Source organism: Acinetobacter pittii ANC 4050, assembly GCF_000399685.1.
GTDB lineage: Bacteria > Pseudomonadota > Gammaproteobacteria > Pseudomonadales > Moraxellaceae > Acinetobacter > Acinetobacter pittii_E.
This window is the reverse complement of the sequence record NZ_KB976987.1, coordinates 2,091,601-2,114,864: the sequence shown is the minus strand read 5'-3', so window position 1 is coordinate 2,114,864 and position 23,264 is coordinate 2,091,601. Positions and strand designations below refer to the sequence as shown.

The following is a 23,264-nucleotide window of genomic DNA, read 5'->3' as shown; positions in this document are numbered from 1 at the left end:
TCATTACCAAATCGAAGGAATGACACATGAGTAATGAAGAAAAAAGTGGATTGAAGCATTGGGTACCTGCTTTTGTCCTTATGGTGTGTGTGGTACTGGCATTTTTCGACAAGATTAGTATTGCGGTTTTATTTTCAGATCCTCATTTTCAAAGTGCAATGGGAATTGCTGAAGATAAGGCCAAGCTCGGATGGCTCATGACAAGTTTCTTACTTGCTTATGGTTTTTCATCAGTCTTTCTAAGCTTTTTGGGTGACATCTTTAACCCAAAGAAAATGCTGTTCTGGAGCGTAACGTCGTGGGGTTTACTCATGTTTTGCATGGGGTTCACCACCAGTTATTCAGGCATGTTGATTTTACGTGTACTGCTCGGTTTAGCAGAAGGTCCGTTATTTGCCTTGGCTTACACCATTGTTAAGCAGACTTACACTGACCGTCAGCAGGCACGTGCTTCTACCATGTTTTTACTTGGAACGCCGATTGGTGCATTCCTTGGGTTCCCGATCACTGCAAATGTTTTAGCACACCATGACTGGCATACCACTTTCTTTGTGATGGCTGGATTAACACTAATCGCGATTTTCAGCATTGTTTTCGGTTTGCGTAACTTACAACTCAAGAAAACTGTCGAAATTGAGGGCGAGAGTAAACGTACCAATTTCAAAGGCCACATTGCCAATACTAAATTGCTGCTCAGCAACAGCGCATTCTGGTTGGTGTGTCTATTTAACATTGCGTTGATGACGTATTTGTGGGGCTTAAATAGCTGGGTTCCTTCTTATCTTATGCAAGACAAAGGATTCAATCTCAAAGAGTTTGGGATGTATTCAAGCTTTCCATTCATTGCCATGTTAATTGGCGAAGTGGTGGGTGCGTTTTTATCTGACAAGTTAGGCCGCCGAGCAATTCAAGTATTTAGCGGTTTATTACTCGCGGGCATCTTCATGTATGTGATGGTCATTATGACCAAGCCATTATTGATTATTGCTGCCATGTCGTTAAGCGCGATGGCGTGGGGTTTTGGAGTAGCAGCTGTATTTGCTCTGCTTGCAAGAGTGACGACCTCAAATGTAGGGGCGACTGCAGGTGGAATATTTAACGGGTTAGGTAATTTTGCAAGTGCAATTGCGCCTGTTCTTATCGGTTACATCGTGATGCAAACACATAGTTTTAATTTAGGAATTACCTTCTTGGCTGCCGTCGCTGTCATTGGGTCGTTGTTCTTGGTTCCTCTTTTAAAACGTTATTAATTCACTGTATAGGAGTTTAAAAAATGACTACACAACAATTCGAATCGTGGGCACAACCAGAAGGTACTTCTTTAGAAGATTGGTTAAACACGCGTATTGCTCGCTTTGAGACACGTAAATATGACTTTGATGCTTTGAAGTTCCAAGCAGATTACGACCCGAAATATCGCCGTGCACAAATGCGTTACATGGGTACGGGTGCAACAGGCGTTGCAAATGACGGTAACACCGTTCCGGCAGAAAACTTCACATTTTCAACCATGGTTCTGCCACCACAGTGTGAAGGCCCTTTGCACATTCACCACGATGTTGAAGAAGTGTTCTTTATGCTCCGCGGCGAAATTGATTTGTTCATTGAGCACAACGGCGAAAAATTTGAGACCCGTTTAAAAGAGCGTGACCTGATTTCAATTCCACCGGGTATTTACCGCGGTTTATTTAACCCAGGTCAAGAAGATGCCTTGATGTGTGTGATGTTGGGAACAGGTAAACCAACCATTCCGAACTATCCACCAGAGCATCCATTGTCTCAAATCAAACGTTAATTGTTTGATGAAGTGAATGAAAGGAAAGAATTGAAAATGATGACACTCATTGAAAAGTTAGCAGAATTTCCGGTGAAAACCGTGACTGTTCAAGGTCAGCAACAAGCCTATCGGGAAGCCGGTCAGGGCGAGTACCTTGTGCTGTTGCATGGCATTAGTTCAGGTTCTGCTTCATGGGTGAACCAACTTGAAGTGTTGTCTCATCATTTTCATGTCATTGCCTGGGACGCACCGGGCTATGGCAAATCAGATGAACTTTTAACTGATCAACCCAATGCGACCGACTACGCAAAGCGTTTAGCAGCGTTGTTCGATGTTTTAAAAATTGAAAAAGCCATTGTGGTCGGACACTCATTAGGTGCCTTACAGGCGAGTGCATTTGCTGCACTTTACCCAGAGCGAGTGGAACACTTGGTCGTCGCTAATTTAGCGCAAGGCTACCAACGCCACGATGAACAGACACAAATTCAGGTTTTTGAAAAAAGACCAAAAATGTTGAAAGAGTTAGGTGCTAAAGGAATGGCCGAAAGCCGTGGACCTCATTTGATTTATAAACAAGAGCCACAAGCCTTAGCTTTAGTTTCAGAGGTGATGCAACAGTTGACTCTACAGGGCTTCACACATGCATCTTACTTACTGGCATATGACGAAATACGTAATTATTTAACCGATTTAAAAGTCCCATGCACAGTAATTGCAGGGCAGCAAGATCAAATCACTCCTGCGTTAGGTATACAAGAGCTTGCTCAGGAATTGCAGTTGGAACAGCGCTTCGTCATAGAAGACGCAGGACATTTAAGTTATGTCGACCAACCGCAAGCATTTAACCAAATTATGTTGACGATTCAGGAACAATCGTAAGAGAGATTAAGGATTATGAGCTTCCAAGTTGAAGGAAAAGTTGCAGTTGTTACCGGTGGCTCATCTGGGATTGGGCTGGCTGCTGTTGAAATACTGGTTGCAGAGGGTGCAAAAGTAGCGTGGTGTGGTCGCGATGAAGAACGTTTAAATGCGTCTAAGCACTATATTTTAGAAAAATTTCCGCATGCCAATATTTTTACTAAAGCATGCAATGTATTGAAAAAAGAAGAAGTTCAGCAATTTGCCAAAGACGTCAAACTCAATTTGGGCAATGTGGACATGCTCATTAACAATGCTGGGCAAGGTCGTGTTTCAAATTTTGAAAATACGCAAGATGAAGACTGGATGAAAGAAATCGAGCTGAAATATTTCAGTGTTTTACATCCGGTACGGGCTTTTCTTGACGACTTAAAACAGTCGGCAAATGCCTCAATTACCAATGTGAACTCATTACTGGCATTGCAACCGGAACCGCACATGATTGCGACTTCATCTGCACGCGCTGCTTTATTGAATTTAACCCATTCGTTGGCGCATGAATTTACTCAATATGGTGTTCGTGTGAACTCGATTTTACTGGGTATGGTCGAATCTGCGCAGTGGAAACGCCGCTATGAAACCCGTTCAGATTTAAATCTGTCATGGGAAGAGTGGACAGGCAATATCGCAAAAAATCGTGGTATCCCAATGCAGCGTTTAGGTCGTCCAGAAGAACCTGCACGTGCTTTAGTTTTCTTGGCATCACCATTGGCATCTTACACCACAGGTTCGGCAATAGATGTCTCGGGTGGTTTTAATAAACATTTATAAATATCAGGTGCTGTCATGAAAAAGTTGATGATGATTGGTTTTGGCGCAATGGCAGCAGAAGTGTATGCCCATTTGCCTCAAGATCTGCAACTCAAATGGATTGTCGTGCCATCTCGCAGTATTGAAAAAGTTCAATCACAAGTCTCTTCCGAGATTCAGGTGATTTCCGATATTGAGCAATGTGATGGTACGCCAGACTATGTCATTGAGGTGGCAGGTCAAGCAGCTGTGAAAGAGCATGCTCAGAAAGTTTTAGCGAAAGGCTGGACCATTGGTTTGATCTCGGTCGGTACTTTAGCTGATAACGAGTTTTTGGTTCAGCTTAAGCAAACTGCTGAAAAAAATGATGCCCATCTGCATTTACTGGCAGGCGCTATCGCAGGTATTGACGGTATTTCTGCGGCTAAAGAAGGTGGCTTGCAAAAAGTCACTTACAAAGGCTGTAAAAGTCCAAAAAGCTGGAAGGGTAGTTATGCAGAGCAATTGGTCGATTTAGACCATGTTACTGAACCTACGGTCTTTTTCACAGGAACTGCGCGTGAAGCTGCGACCAAATTTCCAGCCAATGCCAACGTTGCAGCAACCATTGCGCTTGCAGGGCTTGGAATGGATGAAACCATGGTCGAGTTAACTGTTGATCCAACCATCAACAAAAACAAACACACCATTGTGGCAGAAGGTGGCTTTGGACAAATGACCATTGAACTGGTGGGTGTGCCGTTGCCAAGTAACCCGAAAACATCAACTTTGGCTGCGCTGAGCGTGATTCGTGCTTGTCGCAACAGTGTAGAAGCAATACAGATTTAAGAAGGATTTGATCATGGCAAAGGAAATTTATATTGCAGGTGAATGGCGATTAGGTCGTGGTGCAGTCATTCAAAGCCTGTTTCCGGCAGATCAGTCGGTAAACGCTGAGCTTTCAACAGCAACGCTTGAAGATGTAAATGAAGCAATTGAAAAAGCGGACCAGGCTTGGCGTCAACCGAGCTGGAGAAACAGCTTGCCGCATGAACGCGCACGTATTCTCTACAAAGTTGCAGACATTATTGAAGCACGTGTAGATGAATTAGCAAAATTACAAACACGCGATAATGGTAAACCTTTAACCGAAACTCGTGGTTTGGTGATGAGCGCTGCGGCGACTGCACGTTATGTTGCAGCGGCTTGTGAAACAATGAATGATGAGCTCACCACTCAGCGTGCTCCAGACTTTATGACCATGAGTGTGCATGAACCTGTAGGCGTTGTGGCAGCAATTACCCCTTGGAACTCTCCAATCGCAAGTGAAGTTCAAAAGCTTGCTCCAGCTTTGGCAGCAGGAAATGCAGTGGTGTTAAAACCAGCTGAAGCGACTTCACTGATTGCTTTAGAGCTTGCCAAAATTTTTGAAGAGGCAGGTTTACCAAAAGGTCTACTCAGTGTGTTAGTGGGGCGTGGTTCGATCATTGGTGATGCAATTGCTCAGCACCCATTGGTTCGTAAAATTTCTTTTACAGGTGGAACAACCACAGGGCGTCATTTGGCACACATTGCCGCTGACAAACTGATTACCACTTCACTTGAGTTGGGTGGAAAGTCACCAACCATCGTTTTACCTGATGCAGATGTCGAACTGGCAGCTAAAGGTGTCGCGTACGGTATTTTTAGCTCGGCAGGCCAAGCGTGTATTGCAGGTTCTCGCTTGTTTATTCATAGCAGTCTTTACGATCAGTTTTTAACACGTTTGGTTGAAATTACTAAAGGCTTACGTGTGGGCCATCCGGAACAGGCAGGCGTGCATTTAGGACCACTGGTCAATGACAAACATTTGCAGTCAGTTGATCGCTATGTACAGCTTGCTAAAAGCGAAGGTGGTCAGGTTTTGATTGGTGGTGAAGCGCTTACCACTGGTGACTATGCCAAAGGAAGCTATTACTTACCGACCATTATCACGGGCTTAAGTAACAGTGCTCAAACCTGTCAGGAAGAAATTTTTGGCCCTGTTTTAGTCGTTATGAAATATGACAACGAGCAAGATTTAATTACCCAAGCCAATGACAGTTGTTTTGGTCTTGCCGCAGGCATCTGGACTGAAAGCTATCGTAAAGCTTGGCGCATTGCACGTGCATTAGAAGTGGGAACGGTATGGATTAACACCTACAAAAAGTTCTCGATTAGTGCGCCGTTTGGTGGCTTTAAAGACAGTGGAATTGGACGCGAGAAAGGCCGTTTGGGCATTTTATCGTACATGCAGCAAAAGAGTATTTATATGGGGCTGAATGAACAGCCTAACCCTTGGTGCGATTAATAAATTCAAGGACTGAAAACAAATTTTGAGGAACAGACATGACTGAACGTGTAAATGTAGGCGAAGCAATCGCAAGAGTTTTAGAAGCGCACCAAGTTGATAGTATTTATGGTGTTATTTCCATCCACAATTTACCTATTGCCGATGCGGTAGGACGTCGTGAAAAAATGCGCTTTGTCGCAGCCCGCGGTGAGGCTGGTGCGGTCACTATGGCAGATGCGCACTCGCGTTTTAAAGGCCTAGGTGTGGCGTTGACCAGTACGGGTGCAGGGGCTGGTAATGCGGTGGGTTCACTCATTGAAGCAATGAATGCGGGTAGCCCTGTACTGCATTTAACTGGTCAGGTTGAGCGTGAATATCTCGACCGTGATGCAAGTTTTATTCATGAAACCAAAGACCAACTTACGTTTTTACGTGCATCAAGCAAAGCGGCATTTCGCATTACCAGTCCAGACAATGCTGTTGGTGTGATTCGTGAAGCCATCCGTGTTGCAACGACTGTTCCAATGGGACCTGTCAGTGTTGAGTTACCAATTGATGTACAAGCAGCAGAAATTGATTTGCCACTTAATTTAGGCCCAGTGAAAGCACTTGAATTGCCACAGGCAGAACAAGCTGAAATTGATCTTCTTGTGAGTGAAATCAAAAAAGCAAAACGCCCGATTTTCTGGATTGGTGGTGGAACTTTGAATAGTGTTGCCGAAGTTAAAGCAATTGCAGATTTAGGTATTCCAGTTGTTTCATCTACACACGGCCGCGGTGTGCTGGCAGATGATCATCCACGTAGTTTAGGTGCATTCCATAACTCGGCAGGTGTTGAGCAACTATTAAAAGATGCTGACTTAATGGTTGTGGTGGGTTCCCGTTTACGTAGTAATGAAACTAAAACTTATTCGGTTGAGTTTCCTGAAAATATTATTCAGGTTGATGCTAACCCCGTGGCTCAGCAACGTAATTACAAAATTCGTAACTTCATTTGTGGCGATGCTAAAGATGTCTTAACACGTGTGTTAGAGCAGCTTCAAGGAACTTCAAAAGTTGATGCTGACTACGATGCTGCTGTAGTGGCTGCTAAACAGGCTGCAATTGATGCACTGCGTAAGCAAATCGACCAATACGCTTTGATTTGTGATCACTTGCGTGCAGCTTTACCGCAAGACGGTATTTTTGTACGAGACATCACCATGTCAGGTAGCACATGGGGGAGCCGTTTATTCCCTGTACAAGCACCCAACCAAAATATCCATTCACTCGCGGGTGCAATTGGTTTAGGTCTTGCAACAGCAATCGGTGCTTCGGTTGCGAACCCTGACAAAAAAGTAATTGGTTTAGTCGGCGATGGCGGCTTAATGCTTGGTATTGGCGAGATTGCAACCATGGTGCAAGAAAACACCAACATGGTCCTCATGATTATGAATGATGGTGGTTATGGCGTAATGCGTGGCATTCAAAATAACTACTTCGGTGGTCGTCAATATTTCAATGAATTGCATACACCGGACTACAAACTTCTTGGTGAATCAATGGGTGTGAAGAGCTGGAAAGTTGGTAGTGCAGATGAGTTTAAAACGGTTATTCAAGAGGCTGTCGCTTTTGAAGGACCAACCGTGATCGAGCTCGATATGAACTCGATTGGGCCATTAAACTTTGCGGGTCCACCGCAAAAGAAACTGTATTAACCAGTTTGGATGGTTTAGTACATATGCGATGGGAGCTGCTAAGCCATCCTTTTTTTAGATAAAATTTTTTGTCTAAAAAACAATAAAAACTAAGTTTTACAGGTAAAACAAATAAAGTTCCAGCAGGACGCTGGAACTCAATCAAGGATGTAGAGATGAAAAAGACTTCATTGATCATGGCATTCATTGCACAGCTTACGCTGGGGGTAAGCGTCAATGCATTTGCAAAAGACTCATTGCTTGAGTGGAAAAGTGATGACGGCACCGACTCATTAAAGTTAGGTGGGGTGGTTCGCTTAAATCAACGCTATGAAGATTGGGAAGGGCCAAACCGCGGTTTTGGTAAGCTCTATTTTGATATTTTCAGGGTAGATCTCAAAGGTAAGTTTGATGATGCATACCTCAACGCCAGCTATCTATTTCAAGATCAGCAAAAAACGTCCATTGAAAAAGCATATGTGGGTTATAACCTTGATGCCAATAACAGCATTGAAGCAGGTCTGGTTTATAAGCCTTTCACGATTTATCCCTATCCGCAAAATGGCTGGACTTACCACATTCCATTCTTTTTAGGTTATGGCAACAACATTGCGCCAGGGATCAACTGGAATTATCACGATAAAGATTGGGATGTAAAACTCGGCTATTATCCACAAATGCTAGAGACGAACTTGCGTTATTCCCCTGAAAGTGCAACTTATGATGACTTGGAAGAAAACGCATTTCCATCTCAAAAAGCTTATCAGAATGAAAAACGTCATCAGTTTAATACTCGCATTGTACGCAAGTTAGAGACCGATTTTGGTAAACAAGAGTTTGGTGTTTCGGGGGCAATTGCTCAGCTACATAATAAAATGACCGATAAAGACGGTAAATATTATGCAGTTGGTTTGCATACCGAAAATAACTACAAACGCTTTAACTTACAAAGTTCGGTTATTCACTATCAATACGATGCTAAAAATCCGGATGGTGTAAGTAATGATGTGACTTTAATGGGCAATAATGGTTTTACACCTGCTTACTTTATTGCTTCAGAAGGGACCATTGCCAGTTTAAACCTTGCCTATACGTTGCCTGTCACCAATATGGGTAAGCTAAAAGCCATTAAGTTTTATAATGACTATAGTTATCTCGATAAAAAACGTGATGATTGGTCAGATTCGCAAATGAACACTACAGGAATGATGTTTATTGCTTCACCATTTATGGTTTGGGCGGATTATACGTGGGGTAAAAACTCTAACATTATTGGTGGTTCGACCAACTCAACGGGTTATACCTCTGCAACCTCACCAAATAGTGATAAATGGCTATATCGTTTAAACTTTAATATTGGGTTTACTTTCTAAACTGAACTGCATTAAAAAACCACGCAATTGGCGTGGTTTTTTATTTCACATGTTGAGGCTTTTAATATCTGTTTTTTTCAAACTTATTCCAAAATACAAAAGCAGTTACAAAGGCCAAAATGGTCAGCGCGAAAATATAATACATCGCACCAATGTCACTATATTGACTGAGCCAATGTACTAAAGGCAGCGTCATACCCCCAACAATCGCATAAGACAAATTATAAGAAAATGAAATACCTGAAAAACGCACAGGCGCAGGGAACATTTTAACCATACTGCTTGACACCATGCCGACAGTACCTGAGCATAGGCCTAACAACATATATAAACCAAAAATGGTTGAATGTGCCGCGTGCCCCAAACTGTTATAAAAAACTGCTGCTGTGAGGGCCACGGCAAGTGCACCCACCATCATCACTTTGCCACAGCCAAAACGGTCAGCAAAATAACCTGCCAAAATACAGCCGACCATTTGCATGACAATAGCTGCGCTTTGCATTTCAAAAGTTTGTGCGCGTTCAAAACCAAATGAACCAATCAGTAGGTTGGGCATGGCTAAAATCACCACCACCACACAGCCTGTTAAAAACCATGTAAATAACATGCCAATCGCAACGGCTGTTTTATGCGTTTTTAAGACTTGTTTTACAGGCATTTCTTTTGAAATTTCTTTACGCGCTTGCATGGCTTTAAACACAGGTGTTTCTTTTAAATAGGTCCGTAAATAAAGTGCGACTAAACCAAAAATACCACCTGCAATAAAAGGAATCCGCCATGCCCAGTCATGAATTTGTCCTTCACTAAAATTCAGTGAAATCCATAAAGACATGAGCGCACCTAGTAAAATTCCTAAAGACAGTCCGGCAGTTAATAAACCATTTGCCAGTCCAATTTTTCTTTCAGGCACGTGTTCAGACACGAAGGTCCACGCGGCTGGAATTTCACCCCCAATCGCAATACCTTGCACCACACGCATGAGCAATAACAGTAGGGGGGCCAAATACCCAATATTTTCAAAAGTAGGCAAAATCCCGATAAACAGAGTAGGCAGTGCCATGAGTAAAATAGAAAGTGAAAATAACTTTTTGCGCCCGACCAAGTCACCAAAATGAGCCATGATGACCCCGCCTAAAGGCCTAAAAAAGTAACCTGCTGCAAAAATACCGTAAGTATTAAGCATGGCCCAAAACGGACTAAGCGTGCTGGGGAAAAAGAGGTCTGAAATGATTTTGGCGTAAAACACATAAATCACAAAATCGTAAAACTCTAAAGCTCCACCCAATGAAGAAAGGGCAAGGGTTCGTTTATCTTCTTTATTAAGATAGTTCGCATCCTGCAAAGTTAAGTCCTGATCCATTTTTTACTTAATTGTTGTAATTGAAGTTTGGATATTAATGGAAAAGTGAAGTAAAAGTAAATGGAGGAAATTTGTTCTATAGGAGGATGTCGATTGGACTTACTCAGAACAAAAAGCTTTAAAACAAAAAACGCTTTAGATGAAACAAAAACAGATGTAGGAATGACTTTTCTTTTGGGTCTTTCAGCGACACAATAAAACTTGTCATAGCCAGTTTAATGAGAGATTCAAAAGATGAGTGTAGTTCTACCTGTCGCGAAGCGTGGCGAAGATATTTTAAAACTCATTGCGGCTCCCGTTTCGGTAAATGAGTTAAACAGTAATTGGCTTTATCAGCTTGCTGACGCTATGCATGCAACAATGCTTGAGCGTAATGGAGTAGGGATTGCTGCACCGCAAGTTTATATCTCTAAACGCGTCATTATTGTGGCGTCTCGACCAAATCCACGCTATCCGGATGCACCTGAAATGGAAGCGGTGGTCATGGTGAATCCTGAAATTTTAGAGTTTTCAAACGAAGTGTGTTTAGGTGAAGAAGGCTGTTTAAGTGTGCCGGATGAGCGTGGACAAGTTGAACGTGCAGAAATGGTGAAGGTGAAATATTTAACACTTCAGGGTGAAATGGTTGAGACAGTTTTTCATGGTTTTCCTGCTCGTATTGTTCAACATGAAGTCGATCATTTAAATGGGATCTTGTTTGTAGAAAGAATAAGCTAATCTTCTGTTTAAAGTTTTGAAAAACCTATAATGAGCTTGAAATAAATAAGACAACGGAATTAAAATACTTATATCGTGATTTTTAACTCATTACAAAATATATAATTTTAATATTATCAGCAGGTTGTGCTGAAATTTTGCGCGATGTAGTAAATCTCCTCATTTAAGGTTACTAACCATGAAAACCCCTCTCCCAGAATATTTGGCAAATGTTATTGAAGCCTGTGATATCGATAACAGCGGTCATCTCGCCGATTATATTCCTGAGTTGGCAAATGCAAACCCAGATCGATTAGCTTTAGCAATGTCTACGGTAGATGGTGAAATTTATTCGGTTGGCGATGATGATGTTGAATTCACCATACAATCGATTTCTAAACCATTCGTATATGCTTATGTTTTACAACAGCTTGGTATTGATGCAGTACTTGCGAAAGTAGGAGTGGAGCCTTCAGGGGAAGCATTCAATGAAATTTCATTGGGTAAAGATGGCCGTCCAAAAAACCCGATGATCAACTCTGGCGCAATTACGACACATTCATTAATTCAGGTTAAACATGGTTTACATAGCGCAGAAATTCTACGCCGCTTTATGAGCGAGCTTGCGGGTCGCGAATTAAGCTTTGATGAGTCTGTTTATGATTCGGAAGTAAAAACTGCCTACCGTAATCTTTCGATTGGTTATATGTTACGAACTGTGGGAATTTTAGAAACCGATCCAGTTGATATTGTGAATGGGTATATTCGCCAATGTGCGATTTTGGTGACGGTTAAAGATCTGGTACGTATGGGCAGTGTACTTGCCAATGGTGGGGTTGACCCTAAAACTGGAAAACGCCTCTTGAACCGATCGGTGGTTAGACAAGTGCTTAGTGTCATGATGAGCTGTGGTATGTACGATGCAGCGGGTGACTGGCTTTCAACTGTCGGTATTCCTGCTAAAAGTGGTGTAGCAGGCGGTATCTTGGGGGTGCTGCCAGGTCAGGTCAGTATTGCTGCTTTTTCACCTCGACTAGATGAGCATGGTCACAGTGTTCGAGGTATCGATATTTTAGAACGGTTATCTCGTGACATGGGACTACATCTCATGGAAGGTACGCCTTCTGCACAAACTATTGTCCAAAGCCATTATCGTACAGGTAAGGATGCATCCTTAAGTGTGTATGTGCTTCGCGGTGTATTGAAATTTACCGAAGCTGAAATGTTGTTGCGTATTTTGCAAGAAGAGACGACTGACCAAAGCACAATCGTGATTGATTTAACCCAGATTTCACTTATCCATGATGTGGGTAAACGTATGTTCTTAGAAGGGGTAGATCGACTGATTGATGATGGTCATACCCTTGTTTTGGTTGACCCTGAACAACGTTTAGATCATGCGAGAACCGCTAAAGATCGTGAACTTCATGTCTATCATGATTTCGATGATTTATTAGAAAAGCATGAGATCCGCACTAAAAAAAAGACTTATAGCGACATCGCGGCACTTCTAAACTGTTGAGGTGTTTTTCCTAGATGTCGCTTAAACATCGCACTGAACGCGCTGGGGTTTGTATACCCCAGTGATTCTGAAATTTGAGCAATAGATTCGCCATTCGCTATTTTACTCAAGGCGAGTGCAATATGCATTTGCTGTACCCATGCCCGATAAGATAGCCCCGTTTCTTTTTGGAACATACGCATTAAAGTTCTAGAGCTCGCGCCAATATCATCAGCCCAATCTGTTAAATCTTTTGAATGGTCAGGCGTATGTAATAACTCTTGGCAAATTTTTAATAATCGTTTGTCTTTCGGCCACGGTATCTGGATAGGCAACAAATTGGCCCGATGAATTTCTTCAAAAATCAAAATTTGTAAAGAACGTGAAAGCTCTTGGGAAGTCGCAGTATTTGGAGCGTCTTCTCGCTCAATTTCATTTAAACGAATCAAAAGTTCATGCAACAGATTACTGACTCGAATAATAAAACAATGTTGTCCCATTAGAGCGGCTGCATTTACTTCAACCAACGCCGTATTTAACTTCACGTGACTCAGTGAAATCACACTGTGCTCGACATGAGCAGGAATCCATAACGCACACATGGGTGGCACAATCCAGACATTATTCGGTGTAAAAACCTGAATATTTCCAGTGGATGCATACAAAAACTGTGCACGTGTATGCGTGTGGGTAGGCGTGATTTCTCGGTAAGAATGTTCAGAAGATAGCCCAATCACAAGTTCAGACAAATCAGACTGAATAAGAGAATCGGACATAAATTATCCTAAAAATTGTCACTTATACGATGATTATTGGAAGATAACTTTATAAGCGACAATTTACAATAAGCATCTCATTTAAAAATATTGGAGTTTTTCAGGTATGACGTCTTCAATACAATTGAAAGATGGTATTGCCAATACCGTTGCAAATGATCAGTCTCAAGGAATGATTATTAAAATTGTAGGCGCCGTGGCGGTTGCACATTTACTGAACGATTTAATTCAGGCAGTGCTACCAGCCATCTATCCAATGCTAAAAGCAAACTTTTCGCTGAGTTTTGCGGAGGTTGGCCTGATTTCGTTTGTATATCAAATTACAGGTTCGCTGCTACAGCCTTGGATTGGACTTTATACCGATAAACATCCAAAACCGTATCTTCTCCCACTGGGAATGGTCGTCACATTCTGCGGCATTATCTTGTTGGCATTTTCACCAAGTTTTGCTGTGTTGTTATGTGCATCTGCACTGATTGGAGTCGGGTCTGCCACCTTTCATCCAGAAGCTTCACGTGTGGCGCGTATGGCATCGGGCGGACGCTTCGGTACAGCTCAGTCGACTTTCCAAGTGGGCGGAAATACAGGTACTGCCATTGGTCCATTATTAGCAGCGTTATTGATTGTACCGTTTGGGCAGCATGCAGTTGCGGGCTTAGTGATATTTGCACTTTTAGCGATTTGGGTTCTATTTGGGGTAAGCCGTTGGACGGTGAATCATGCTAAAAATCAGGTAGCTGCACGTGCAACGCAAGCACATACTAAATTGCATGGTCGTAAGCTCATTATTGCTTTGAGCACAATTAGTGTGTTGATGTTTGCTAAATTTACCTACATTGCCAGCATTAGTAACTACTTTACTTTTTATCTTATTCAAAAGTTCCATATCAGCATTCAAACAGCTCAGTTGCATTTGTTTGCCTTCTTGGCAGCCGTTGCCTTAGGCACATTTGCAGGTGGCCCAATTGGCGATAAGATCGGCCGTAAAGCTGTGATCTGGGTTTCATTTGTTGGCATGGCGCCGTTTGCATTAATGATGCCGTATGCGAATTTATTTTGGACAACAGTTTTCTCAATTATTGCAGGTTTGGTGTTGTCATCAGCTTTTGCAGCAATGGTGGTCTACGCACAAGAAGCTGTTCCGGGCCGTGTAGGCATGATTGCAGGTTTAATGTTTGGTCTCATGTTTGGGGTAAGTGGTATTGCCGCAGCAGGCTTAGGACATTTAGCGGATATTAACGGCATTGAATGGGTATTTGGTTTATGTTCATTGTTGCCATTACTTGGGTTTGCAACTGCATTTTTACCAAACACAAAAGTTAAATAAATGAAAAGACTCTCAGTCATATTCAACTGAGAGTCTTTTTTAAATAACTTTAGTTCTAATTAAAAAACTATTTTTGAATACCAAACTTAAATACGGTGACACTGTTATAAGTTTGATTTGGGTTTAAACGTGTAGACGGGAAAGATGGTTGATTCGGGCTATCTGGAAAATGTTGTGTTTCTAATGCTAGCGCATCTGCTTGTCGGTAGAGTACGCCATTTGCGCCAACAATATTTCCTAATAAATGATTGGCTGTATACATTTGGACGCTTGGTTCAGTGGTTAAAACCTGCATGGTTCGTTTAGATTTCGGGTCAACCACACTAGCTGCAAGATTTAATTTCCCTTGAGACTTTTGATTAATTACCCAAGTTTGGTCATATCCATATCCATAGGCCAATTGCTGATTATTCGCTCGAATATCTTTTACAATGGCTTTAGGCGTCCGAAAATCAAAAGGTGTTCCTGCAACTGAAGCAATTTCTCCTGTTGGTAAAGAGTTTTGATCGGTTACCAATATACGGTCTGCATTGAGTTGTACCACATGATCTAGTACCCCATAAGGGTTATTGCCAGCGCCTGACAAATTGAAATAACTGTGGTTGGTGAGATTGACGACTGTAGGCTGATCAGTTTTGGCCTTATATTCAATTTGGAATTCATTTCGATCTGAAAGACTATAGATCACTTCTACATCTAATTTTCCGGGAAAACCTTGATCTCCATTTGGACTGGTTAACTTAAGAGACGCTTTAACGGTTTCACCTTTGGAAACGAGGGGCTTAACTTGCCAAACACGTTTATCAAAACCAGGATTCCCGCTATGTAATGAATTCGGCCCATTATTTTTTTCAAGGTTATACGTTTTTCCATCTAAGCTAAATTTAGCATTACCAATACGGTTCGCATAACGGCCAATCAATCCACCAAAATGAATACCTGCCTTGGTGTCAGTAACTTCATAGCCTTTTAGGTCATCAAAGCCCAAAACGATATTGTTTTTTTTACCTTGAGCATCAGGAGTCAAAATCTGGGTAATTACACCACCGAAACTGATAAATGATACGGAGACACCATTGTTATTACTCATGGTGTATAGATCAACTTTTTGACCGTCTTGAGTTGTACCATATGGCTTTACATTTAATGTTGCTGCATTTGCAAGTTGTGCAAAGCTATAAATCGTAACACCTAAAATTGCTAATTTTTTCATGCTTATACTCTATTTTGTAATAGTTGGACTGGATGAATATAAAATTGATTTTTCATCTTTTTAAAGAGGTTTTTATTATAGATAGTGTTAATAATAATGGAGCTGTGAATGTTAAATATTGAAAAACTGGTTCAATTTGCGCTTATAAAGAAATTAATCTTATGAGCAATATTTTTATCTATTTTGTATTTGTTCGAGAAATGATGCATCACTTAAGAGTTGAGGAAATTCAAATAAGGGAAAGTTTTAAAGATTCCTATAATTAAAAAAAATCCCCTCATTCAAGGGGACTTTTTTCTTACTTAATATTAAGCAATCGAATCATCTAAATTCGGCGCTAACCAACGTTTAGCTTCATCTAGTGTCCAACCTTTACGTTTCGCATAATCTTCAAGTTGGTCTTGAGAGATTTTACCCACGTTAAAGTATTCACTTTGAGGGTGCGAATAGTAGAAACCACTTACCGAAGATGGCGGCATCATTGCAAAGTGCTCAGTCAGTTTGGTACCGATTTTATTGGTAGAGTCTAACCAGTCGAACAACACTGCTTTTTCAGAGTGCTCTGGGCAAGCAGGGTAACCCGGTGCAGGGCGAATACCGACATATTTCTCTTTAATCAGTTCTTCATTGCTAAGCTGTTCATCAGCTTTATAGCCCCAGAACTCTTTACGAATGCGTTCATGCAAGTGTTCTGCAAAGGCTTCAGCAAAACGGTCAGCCAATGACTGCACTAAAATTGCGGAGTAGTCATCACCTTTAGCTTTGTATTCATTTGCCAATTCTTCTGCACCAAAAATCGATACAGTGAATCCGCCTAAGTAGTCCTGTTGCTCACGGTCAGCGCGAATGTAATCTGCTAAAGACAAGTTTGGCTTACCTGTTACTTTGTCAGATTGTTGACGTAAATGCTCAAAAGTATGGGTAACAGTTTGACCAGCTTCATCAAATACGCTCACTGTGTCGGCGTCAGTGCGCTCTGCAGGGAACATACCAAATACAGCACGAGCATCAAAACGATTATTGTCGATAATATCTTTCAACATCGCTTGAGCTTGGTTGTACAAGTCTGTTGCAGCTTCACCAACCACTTCATCTTCCAAAATTTTCGGGAATTTACCCGCCAAGCTCCAAGAAATAAAGAATGGTGTCCAGTCAAAATATTCTACAAGCGTTGCAAGGGAGTAGTTCGTTAAAACTTGTGTTCCCAAAAGATTTGGTTTTGGTGGTACATAGCTTTCGTCAATTTTAAAACCGTTTTCAACTGACTCGCTATAAGTCAATTTGGCAGCTTTTGGCTGTTTGTTGGCTAAGCGTTCACGAATCTTGGCATATTCAGCACGGTGCTCTGCAATAAAGTTTCCACGCATTTCTTTCGAAAGGAGGGTAGTTGCAACACCTACAGCACGTGAAGCATCAGCCACATAAATCACCGCATCGTTTTGATACTGAGGATCAATTTTTACTGCTGTGTGTGCTTTTGATGTAGTCGCGCCACCAATTAATAAAGGAATGCTAAAGCCTTTACGTTGCATTTCTTTCGCAACGAATACCATCTCATCTAAAGACGGTGTGATCAGACCTGACAAACCGATGATGTCACATTTTTCATCAATTGCAGTTTGCAAGATTTTCTCGCAAGGTACCATCACGCCAAGGTCAACAATGTCATAACCATTACAACCAAGTACTACGCCTACAATATTCTTACCAATATCGTGTACGTCACCTTTAACAGTTGCCATCAAGACCTTACCTTTAGATTGGCTACCTGTTTTTTCAGCTTCAATGTACGGGTTGAGCCAAGCCACAGCTTGCTTCATAACACGTGCAGATTTCACAACCTGTGGTAAGAACATTTTGCCCGAACCGAACAAGTCACCAACCACGTTCATACCATCCATCAAAGCGCCTTCGATTACATCTAAAGGACGTTTAGCTTTGAGGCGAGCTTCTTCGGTATCTTCATCAATATAAGTGGTAATACCTTTAACTAAGGCATATTCAAGACGCTTTTCTACAGATTCATTACGCCATTCAAGGTTCTCAGCTTCTTTTGCCGCACCGCCTTGTCCACGATATTTTTCAGCGACTTCAAGTAATTTTTCAGTTGCAGCCTGACCAGACTCGCCTTGGTTTTTATTTAGGATGACATCTTCAACTGCTTCTTTAAGCTCGGTTGGAATATCATCATAAATTGCCATTTGGCCGGCATTTACAATCCCCATGGTCATGCCTTGTTTAATGGCATGGTACAAGAACACAGAGTGAATCGCTTCACGAACAGGTTCATTACCGCGGAACGAGAATGAAACATTCGATACACCACCGGAAATCATGGCGTGAGGTAAGTTTTGTTTAATCCAACCTGTAGCGTCAATAAAATCGACGCCATAATTATTGTGTTCTTCAATACCTGTTGCTACTGCAAACACGTTCGGGTCAAAAATAATATCTTCAGCAGGGAAGCCAACATCGTTAACCAATACGTCATAAGAACGTTTACAGATTTCACGTTTGCGCTCAGCAGTGTCAGCCTGACCTTTTTCGTCAAATGCCATGACAATAATCGCAGCACCATATTGACGGCACAAGCGAGCTTTTTCGACAAACTCGTCATAACCTTCTTTTAATGAAATCGAGTTAACAACGGGTTTACCTTGTACGCATTTTAAGCCAGCTTCAATGATTTCCCATTTTGATGAGTCAATCATAATTGGCACACGTGAAATATCTGGCTCAGAAGCTACAAGGTTTAAGAAATGCACCATCGCATTTTGCGAATCGAGCATCCCTTCATCCATATTAATGTCGATAATCTGTGCGCCAGCTTCAACTTGCTGCTGTGCTACTTCTAAAGCTTCGGCAAAGTTTTCTTCACGAATTAAGCGTAAGAATTTTTTTGAACCTGTAACGTTGGTACGTTCACCCACGTTTACGAAAAGTGAGTCATCATAAATATTAAATGGTTCTAAACCACTTAAACGACAAGCCGGTACAGTTTCAGGAACTTGACGAGGTGCAATATCTTTTACCGCATTGGCAATTGCACGGATGTGGTCAGGCGTTGTACCACAGCAACCACCAGTAATATTAATCAAGCCACTTTCTGCAAATTCTTTTAAGAAGGCGGCAGTTTGCTCTGGTGTTTCATCATATTCACCAAAAGCGTTTGGTAAGCCTGCGTTTGGATGTGCTGAAACAAACGTATCTGCTACATCAGAAATGGTTTTTACGTGAGGTCGCATTGCATCTGCACCAAGCGCACAGTTAAAACCAATCGATAGCAAGTCACCATGACGTACAGAGTTCCAGAACGCTTCAGCAGTTTGACCTGTTAAGGTACGACCCGATGCATCGGTAATAGTCCCTGAAATCATGATTGGTAATTCGCGACCAATTTGTTTAAAGACTTCTTTAACCGCAAAAATTGCTGCTTTACAGTTTAATGTATCAAATACGGTTTCAATCAAAATGATATCTGCACCGCCTTCAATGAGCGCATGAGTCGCTTCAATATAGTTTTCTTTTAGCTCATCAAAGGTAATGTTACGAAAGGCAGGATCATTTACATTCGGTGAAATTGAACAAGTACGTGATGTTGGCCCAAGCACACCTGCGACAAAACGCGGTTTATCTGGCGTCGAATACTTTTCACAAGCTGCTTTAGCTAAACGTGCTGCTTCACGGTTAATCTCTGGAACAAGATCTTCCATATGATAATCAGACATTGAAACACGCGTGCCGTTAAAGCTATTGGTTTCAATAATGTCTGCGCCTGCATCAAGATAAGCTTCATGAATACTTTGAATAATTTGGGGTTGTGTCAGCACTAAAAGGTCATTGTTACCTTTTAAGTCATGTGCCCAATCGGCAAAACGCTCACCACGGTAGTCGGCTTCTTCCAATTTATGGCGCTGAATCATGGTGCCCATTGCACCATCAATTATCAAAATACGTTTGGCAAGAAGCGCTTTTAGGGTGGCAAGCGTGGACATATAAAACCCCGATATTGTACAAATTTAAAAATGCGGCGCTATTGTAACAGAATAGTTGCGCAATAGATGACCTATAACGACCCATCATTCACTGTAACTTATTCAGCAAACAAGCGCTTTATGACAAAGTAGAGTCTGATTTTTCATCAAATATTCATAAAATGATCATGATATTGAAATATTTCATCTCCAATATTCGGTTTTATGACAATTGTGTTGTTTAAAAAGTGGCCGTTTAGGTAATTTTTTAGATATTTTTGCTTTAAAAATAGTCATAAATTTGATGGATATGGAGTTGGGTAAATTATTGTATTTTAATAAAAAAATAAAATAGGTAGGGGAAAGGTGCATCAAATGAGGTCAAAATATGAAAAATTGACTTCATCAGGCGCCGCTTTGTCATATAATTGTCATAATTTAATTTAAGAATACAGAGGATTTTCTTATCCTCTTACCGTCTGCATGAATTCTAATCTACCCCCTGTTTCGGATTCAAAACTTGCGGCAAACCTGCAAGTCAAATCGACGAATGTACATGTCCCGACACCTAAGTTTTTTATGCCGGTGTTTCTGACGATTATTGTTGCAACACTTATTTATATCGGATTTCAGGTGAGTGCTGATTTAGCACATGTACCACCTTTGAGCCTTTATTCAGTTATTCTTTTATCTACTGCACTCTTGATTGCTTTAGGCTTTGAATTTGTAAATGGCTTTCACGATACTGCAAATGCAGTGGCAACAGTAATTTACACCAATGCTTTACCGGCACCGGTTGCAGTCATGTGGGCTGGTTTTTGTAATTTTCTTGGGGTAATGGTTGCAAGCGGCGCAGTCGCTTACGGCATTATTGCATTGTTGCCTGTTGAACTGATTATGAATATGGGCAGTGGTGCGGGTTTCGCAATGGTTTTTGCGCTTCTTATTGCTGCGATTCTCTGGAACTTAGGTACATGGTTCTTAGGTATTCCTGCATCTAGTTCTCATACCCTGATTGGTTCAATCTTGGGTGTGGGCATTATGAACCATCTATTGAGTGCATCAACTGGCGTAACGACCAGTGGTGTTGATATGGATCAGGTGATTAAAGTTGGTAAGGCATTATTATTTTCACCTTTAATTGGTTTCGCTTTTGCAGCGATTGTATTCTTGTTGGTTAAAACTATTTTTAAACGCCAATTAGAATTATTCCAGCCACCTGAAGGGAATAAACCACCACCAGCAATCATTCGTGCAATCTTGATCTTTACCTGTACAGGTGTAAGTTTTGCACATGGTTCTAATGACGGTCAAAAGGGTATGGGTCTCATCATGCTGATTTTGGTTGGTCTGGTGCCATTAGCTTATTCATTAAATAAAAATCTCGATACACAACAAGTTCAATCATTCCATCAGCTTTCTTCTCAAACTGCCGTATTTTTGAATCAAAATCAGCCTGAATTAACCGATGAAAAAGCACGTGTTATTCTGACTAAATATATTCAAACTAAACAGCAAACTCCTGAAGTCGTGCCTGCATTGGCAAGTATGACTGATCACTTGGGTGAGCGAGTTTCTAGCTATAACAACTTAAAAGATATTCCTGAAGCTGCCATTAGCGAAATTCGTAATGACATGTATTTGAGTACAACGACGTTTAAGCGTTTGGATAAAGCAGATGCTTTACCAAAAATGGATCAATCACAGCAAAAACTCGTAAAAGAATACCGTAGTAGCTTAGACTCATTCTTACAATACATCCCGACTTGGGTAAAAGTAGCGGTAGCTTTAGCACTTGGTCTCGGCACAATGGTGGGTTGGAAACGTATTGTTGTGACTGTGGGTGAGCGTATTGGTAAGCATCACATGACTTATGGTCAAGGGATGTCTGCTGAGCTTGTCGCGATGAGTACAATTGCAGCTGCCGATGGTTTAGGTATGCCAGTTTCAACAACACACGTTTTAAACAGTGCTGTTGCGGGTACGATGGTCGCGAATAAATCAGGTTTAAACTTTAATACTGTGAAGACAATTCTCTCTGCATGGGTATTTACTCTTCCAGCAACAATCTGCTTATCAGGCGGTTTGTACTGGTTATTCTTACAGTTTGTATAAAAGCATTTAAAAAATTAAAGCCACTGTTCACAGTGGCTTTTTTATTTGTCTAGTTTTTAAAGTTGAGACTGTTTTTAATGTACATTCAGCTATAAATTAATATTTGTTGTAGGCCAAACAGCTTCATAGGCTGGGCTTAAAATTTTATATCAGGATAGATTATGGATGCGGTTCAAATAGATCAGCTAAAACAACAATTCCCACTTATTAAAACGTTGCAAGCTTATCAAGAGACATTTTGGTTTACACCTCATCGCTATCCTTTAAAAGAAGCTTTAGCAAAAGTTGGACTAACTGCTGAGGACGTAAGGGAAGCAGAAGCAAGGCTGGCGCGTTTCGCACCTTATTTAGCACAGGTATTTCCTGAAACTCAAACACAACAGGGAAAAATTGAATCAGATATCGTCGAAATTGCTCATATGCAACAAGCACTTTCTTCAACAGAACAAGTACAACTGACTGGAAAATTCTGGCTGAAAAAAGATAGCCATTTACCTATTTCAGGTTCTATTAAAGCACGTGGTGGTATTTATGAAGTCTTAACTCACGCCGAAAAATTGGCAATTGAGGCGGGCTTACTCAAACCAGAAGATGATTATCGTAAATTAGATCAAGATTCATTTCGGGCTTTCTTTTCTAAGTACCAAATTGCAGTGGGTTCTACAGGCAACCTGGGGCTTTCTATTGGGATTATGAGCGCCAAACTCGGCTTTAGAGTTACTGTTCATATGTCGGCTGATGCGAGACAGTGGAAAAAAGACAAATTGCGTTCACTGGGTGTTAATGTTGTGGAATATGCCAGTGACTATGGCGTAGCGGTTGAAGAGGGAAGAAAAGCCGCAGAGCGAGATCCCCATTGTTTTTTCATTGATGATGAAAACTCAACAACATTATTTTTAGGTTATGCCGTTGCAGGAATACGCTTAAAACAGCAATTTGAGCAAAAACAAATTAAAGTCGATGCTGAACACCCATTATTTGTTTATTTGCCGTGTGGCGTCGGTGGTGGCCCAGGTGGGGTAAGTTTTGGACTAAAACTGGCTTTTGGTGAGCATGTACATTGTATCTTTGCGGAACCAACCCATTCACCGTGTATGTTACTTGGTGTTCACACAGGCTTGCATGATCAGATTTCAGTAAATGACATCGGTATTGATAACGTTACGGCGGCAGACGGGCTTGCGGTAGGGCGTGCTTCAGGTTTTGTCGGACGTGCGATGCAACAGTTAATCGATGGTTACTATACCATTCATGATGAACGTTTATATGAGCTCATTGCGCTTTTAAATCGAACTGAAAATATTCAACTTGAGCCTTCTGCCGCAGCAGGCATGATGGGACCATATTATGTTCAGACGAGTCCTGATTACTTAGCTTTGCATCAGTTAACAGATGAGCAGTTGCAGCAGGCGAATCATGTGATATGGGCGACTGGAGGCGGTATGGTACCATCTGATGAAATGCAAAAATATCTATCACAATTTCAAGCTAAATAAAGACACACTAGAAAAAAGCCCA

Annotated in this window: 17 protein-coding genes; 13 read left to right on the top strand and 4 right to left on the bottom strand. The window is 41.4% G+C overall.

Features of this window, described 5'->3' with window-relative positions; all coding sequences use genetic code 11:
• The first annotated feature begins 26 nt into the window (after window positions 1-26).
• From F931_RS13730 to F931_RS13695, 8 genes are all read left to right on the top strand, one after another.
• Window positions 27-1,250 carry an MFS transporter gene (locus tag F931_RS13730; RefSeq protein WP_016141932.1) on the top strand — a complete coding sequence of 408 codons (1,224 nt, stop codon included), beginning with the start codon at window positions 27-29 and terminating at the stop codon, window positions 1,248-1,250.
• A 23-nt stretch (window positions 1,251-1,273) separates the two neighbouring features.
• Entirely contained in the window at window positions 1,274-1,795 is a 522-nt protein-coding gene (locus F931_RS13725; protein WP_014206035.1) for a cupin domain-containing protein, read from the top strand.
• A gap of 36 nt (window positions 1,796-1,831) precedes the next feature.
• Complete coding sequence (locus F931_RS13720) at window positions 1,832-2,656, top strand: alpha/beta fold hydrolase (RefSeq protein WP_016141931.1); 825 nt, start codon at window positions 1,832-1,834, stop codon at window positions 2,654-2,656.
• Between the two features lie 15 nt (window positions 2,657-2,671).
• Entirely contained in the window at window positions 2,672-3,466 is a 795-nt protein-coding gene (locus tag F931_RS13715) for an SDR family oxidoreductase (protein ID WP_004703156.1), read from the top strand.
• A 15-nt stretch (window positions 3,467-3,481) separates the two neighbouring features.
• Complete coding sequence (nadX, locus tag F931_RS13710) at window positions 3,482-4,273, top strand: aspartate dehydrogenase (RefSeq protein WP_016141930.1); 792 nt, start codon at window positions 3,482-3,484, stop codon at window positions 4,271-4,273.
• Between the two features lie 13 nt (window positions 4,274-4,286).
• A complete protein-coding gene (locus tag F931_RS13705; protein ID WP_016141929.1) occupies window positions 4,287-5,753 on the top strand; it encodes an aldehyde dehydrogenase in 1,467 nt (488 codons plus the stop codon).
• A 38-nt stretch (window positions 5,754-5,791) separates the two neighbouring features.
• Window positions 5,792-7,432, top strand: a complete 1,641-nt coding sequence (locus tag F931_RS13700; protein WP_016141928.1) for a thiamine pyrophosphate-binding protein — start codon at window positions 5,792-5,794, stop codon at window positions 7,430-7,432.
• Window positions 7,433-7,587: 155 nt separating this feature from the next.
• A complete protein-coding gene (locus F931_RS13695; protein WP_016141927.1) occupies window positions 7,588-8,784 on the top strand; it encodes a hypothetical protein in 1,197 nt (398 codons plus the stop codon).
• A gap of 61 nt (window positions 8,785-8,845) precedes the next feature.
• Here F931_RS13695 and proP read toward each other — a convergent pair whose 3' ends face one another.
• Window positions 8,846-10,144, bottom strand: a complete 1,299-nt coding sequence (gene proP, locus F931_RS13690) for an MFS transporter (RefSeq protein ID WP_016141926.1) — start codon at window positions 10,142-10,144, stop codon at window positions 8,846-8,848.
• A 234-nt stretch (window positions 10,145-10,378) separates the two neighbouring features.
• Here proP and def point away from each other — a divergent pair, with 234 nt between their 5' ends.
• Together def and glsA are read left to right on the top strand one after the other, a co-directional pair.
• Entirely contained in the window at window positions 10,379-10,861 is a 483-nt protein-coding gene (gene def / locus F931_RS13685) for a peptide deformylase (protein WP_016141925.1), read from the top strand.
• A gap of 178 nt (window positions 10,862-11,039) precedes the next feature.
• On the top strand, window positions 11,040-12,362 hold the full coding sequence (glsA, locus tag F931_RS13680) for a glutaminase (protein WP_016141924.1): 1,323 nt from the start codon (window positions 11,040-11,042) through the stop codon (window positions 12,360-12,362).
• On the opposite strand, the gene F931_RS13675 is transcribed toward glsA, so the two are convergent.
• Entirely contained in the window at window positions 12,329-13,117 is a 789-nt protein-coding gene (locus F931_RS13675; protein WP_016141923.1) for an AraC family transcriptional regulator, read from the bottom strand. The genes glsA and F931_RS13675 overlap by 34 nt on opposite strands.
• 106 nt (window positions 13,118-13,223) lie before the next feature.
• Between F931_RS13675 and fsr the strand changes: the two genes are divergently transcribed.
• Window positions 13,224-14,444 (top strand): MFS transporter, encoded by a 1,221-nt coding sequence (gene fsr / locus F931_RS13670; protein ID WP_016141922.1) that lies wholly within the window; start codon window positions 13,224-13,226, stop codon window positions 14,442-14,444.
• A gap of 67 nt (window positions 14,445-14,511) precedes the next feature.
• Here fsr and mro read toward each other — a convergent pair whose 3' ends face one another.
• Together mro and metH are read right to left on the bottom strand one after the other, a co-directional pair.
• Window positions 14,512-15,657: an aldose epimerase family protein gene (mro, locus tag F931_RS13665; RefSeq protein WP_016141921.1), complete on the bottom strand. Its 1,146-nt coding sequence runs from the start codon at window positions 15,655-15,657 to the stop codon at window positions 14,512-14,514.
• 308 nt (window positions 15,658-15,965) lie between these two features.
• Window positions 15,966-19,652: a methionine synthase gene (gene metH / locus F931_RS13660; RefSeq protein WP_016141920.1), complete on the bottom strand. Its 3,687-nt coding sequence runs from the start codon at window positions 19,650-19,652 to the stop codon at window positions 15,966-15,968.
• Between the two features lie 462 nt (window positions 19,653-20,114).
• On the opposite strand from metH, the gene pitA reads away from it, so the two are divergent.
• A complete protein-coding gene (gene pitA, locus F931_RS13655) occupies window positions 20,115-21,746 on the top strand; it encodes an inorganic phosphate transporter (RefSeq protein ID WP_016141919.1) in 1,632 nt (543 codons plus the stop codon).
• 161 nt (window positions 21,747-21,907) lie between these two features.
• Window positions 21,908-23,242, top strand: a complete 1,335-nt coding sequence (gene dsdA / locus F931_RS13650; RefSeq protein ID WP_016141918.1) for a D-serine ammonia-lyase — start codon at window positions 21,908-21,910, stop codon at window positions 23,240-23,242.
• Window positions 23,243-23,264: the final 22 nt, after the last annotated feature.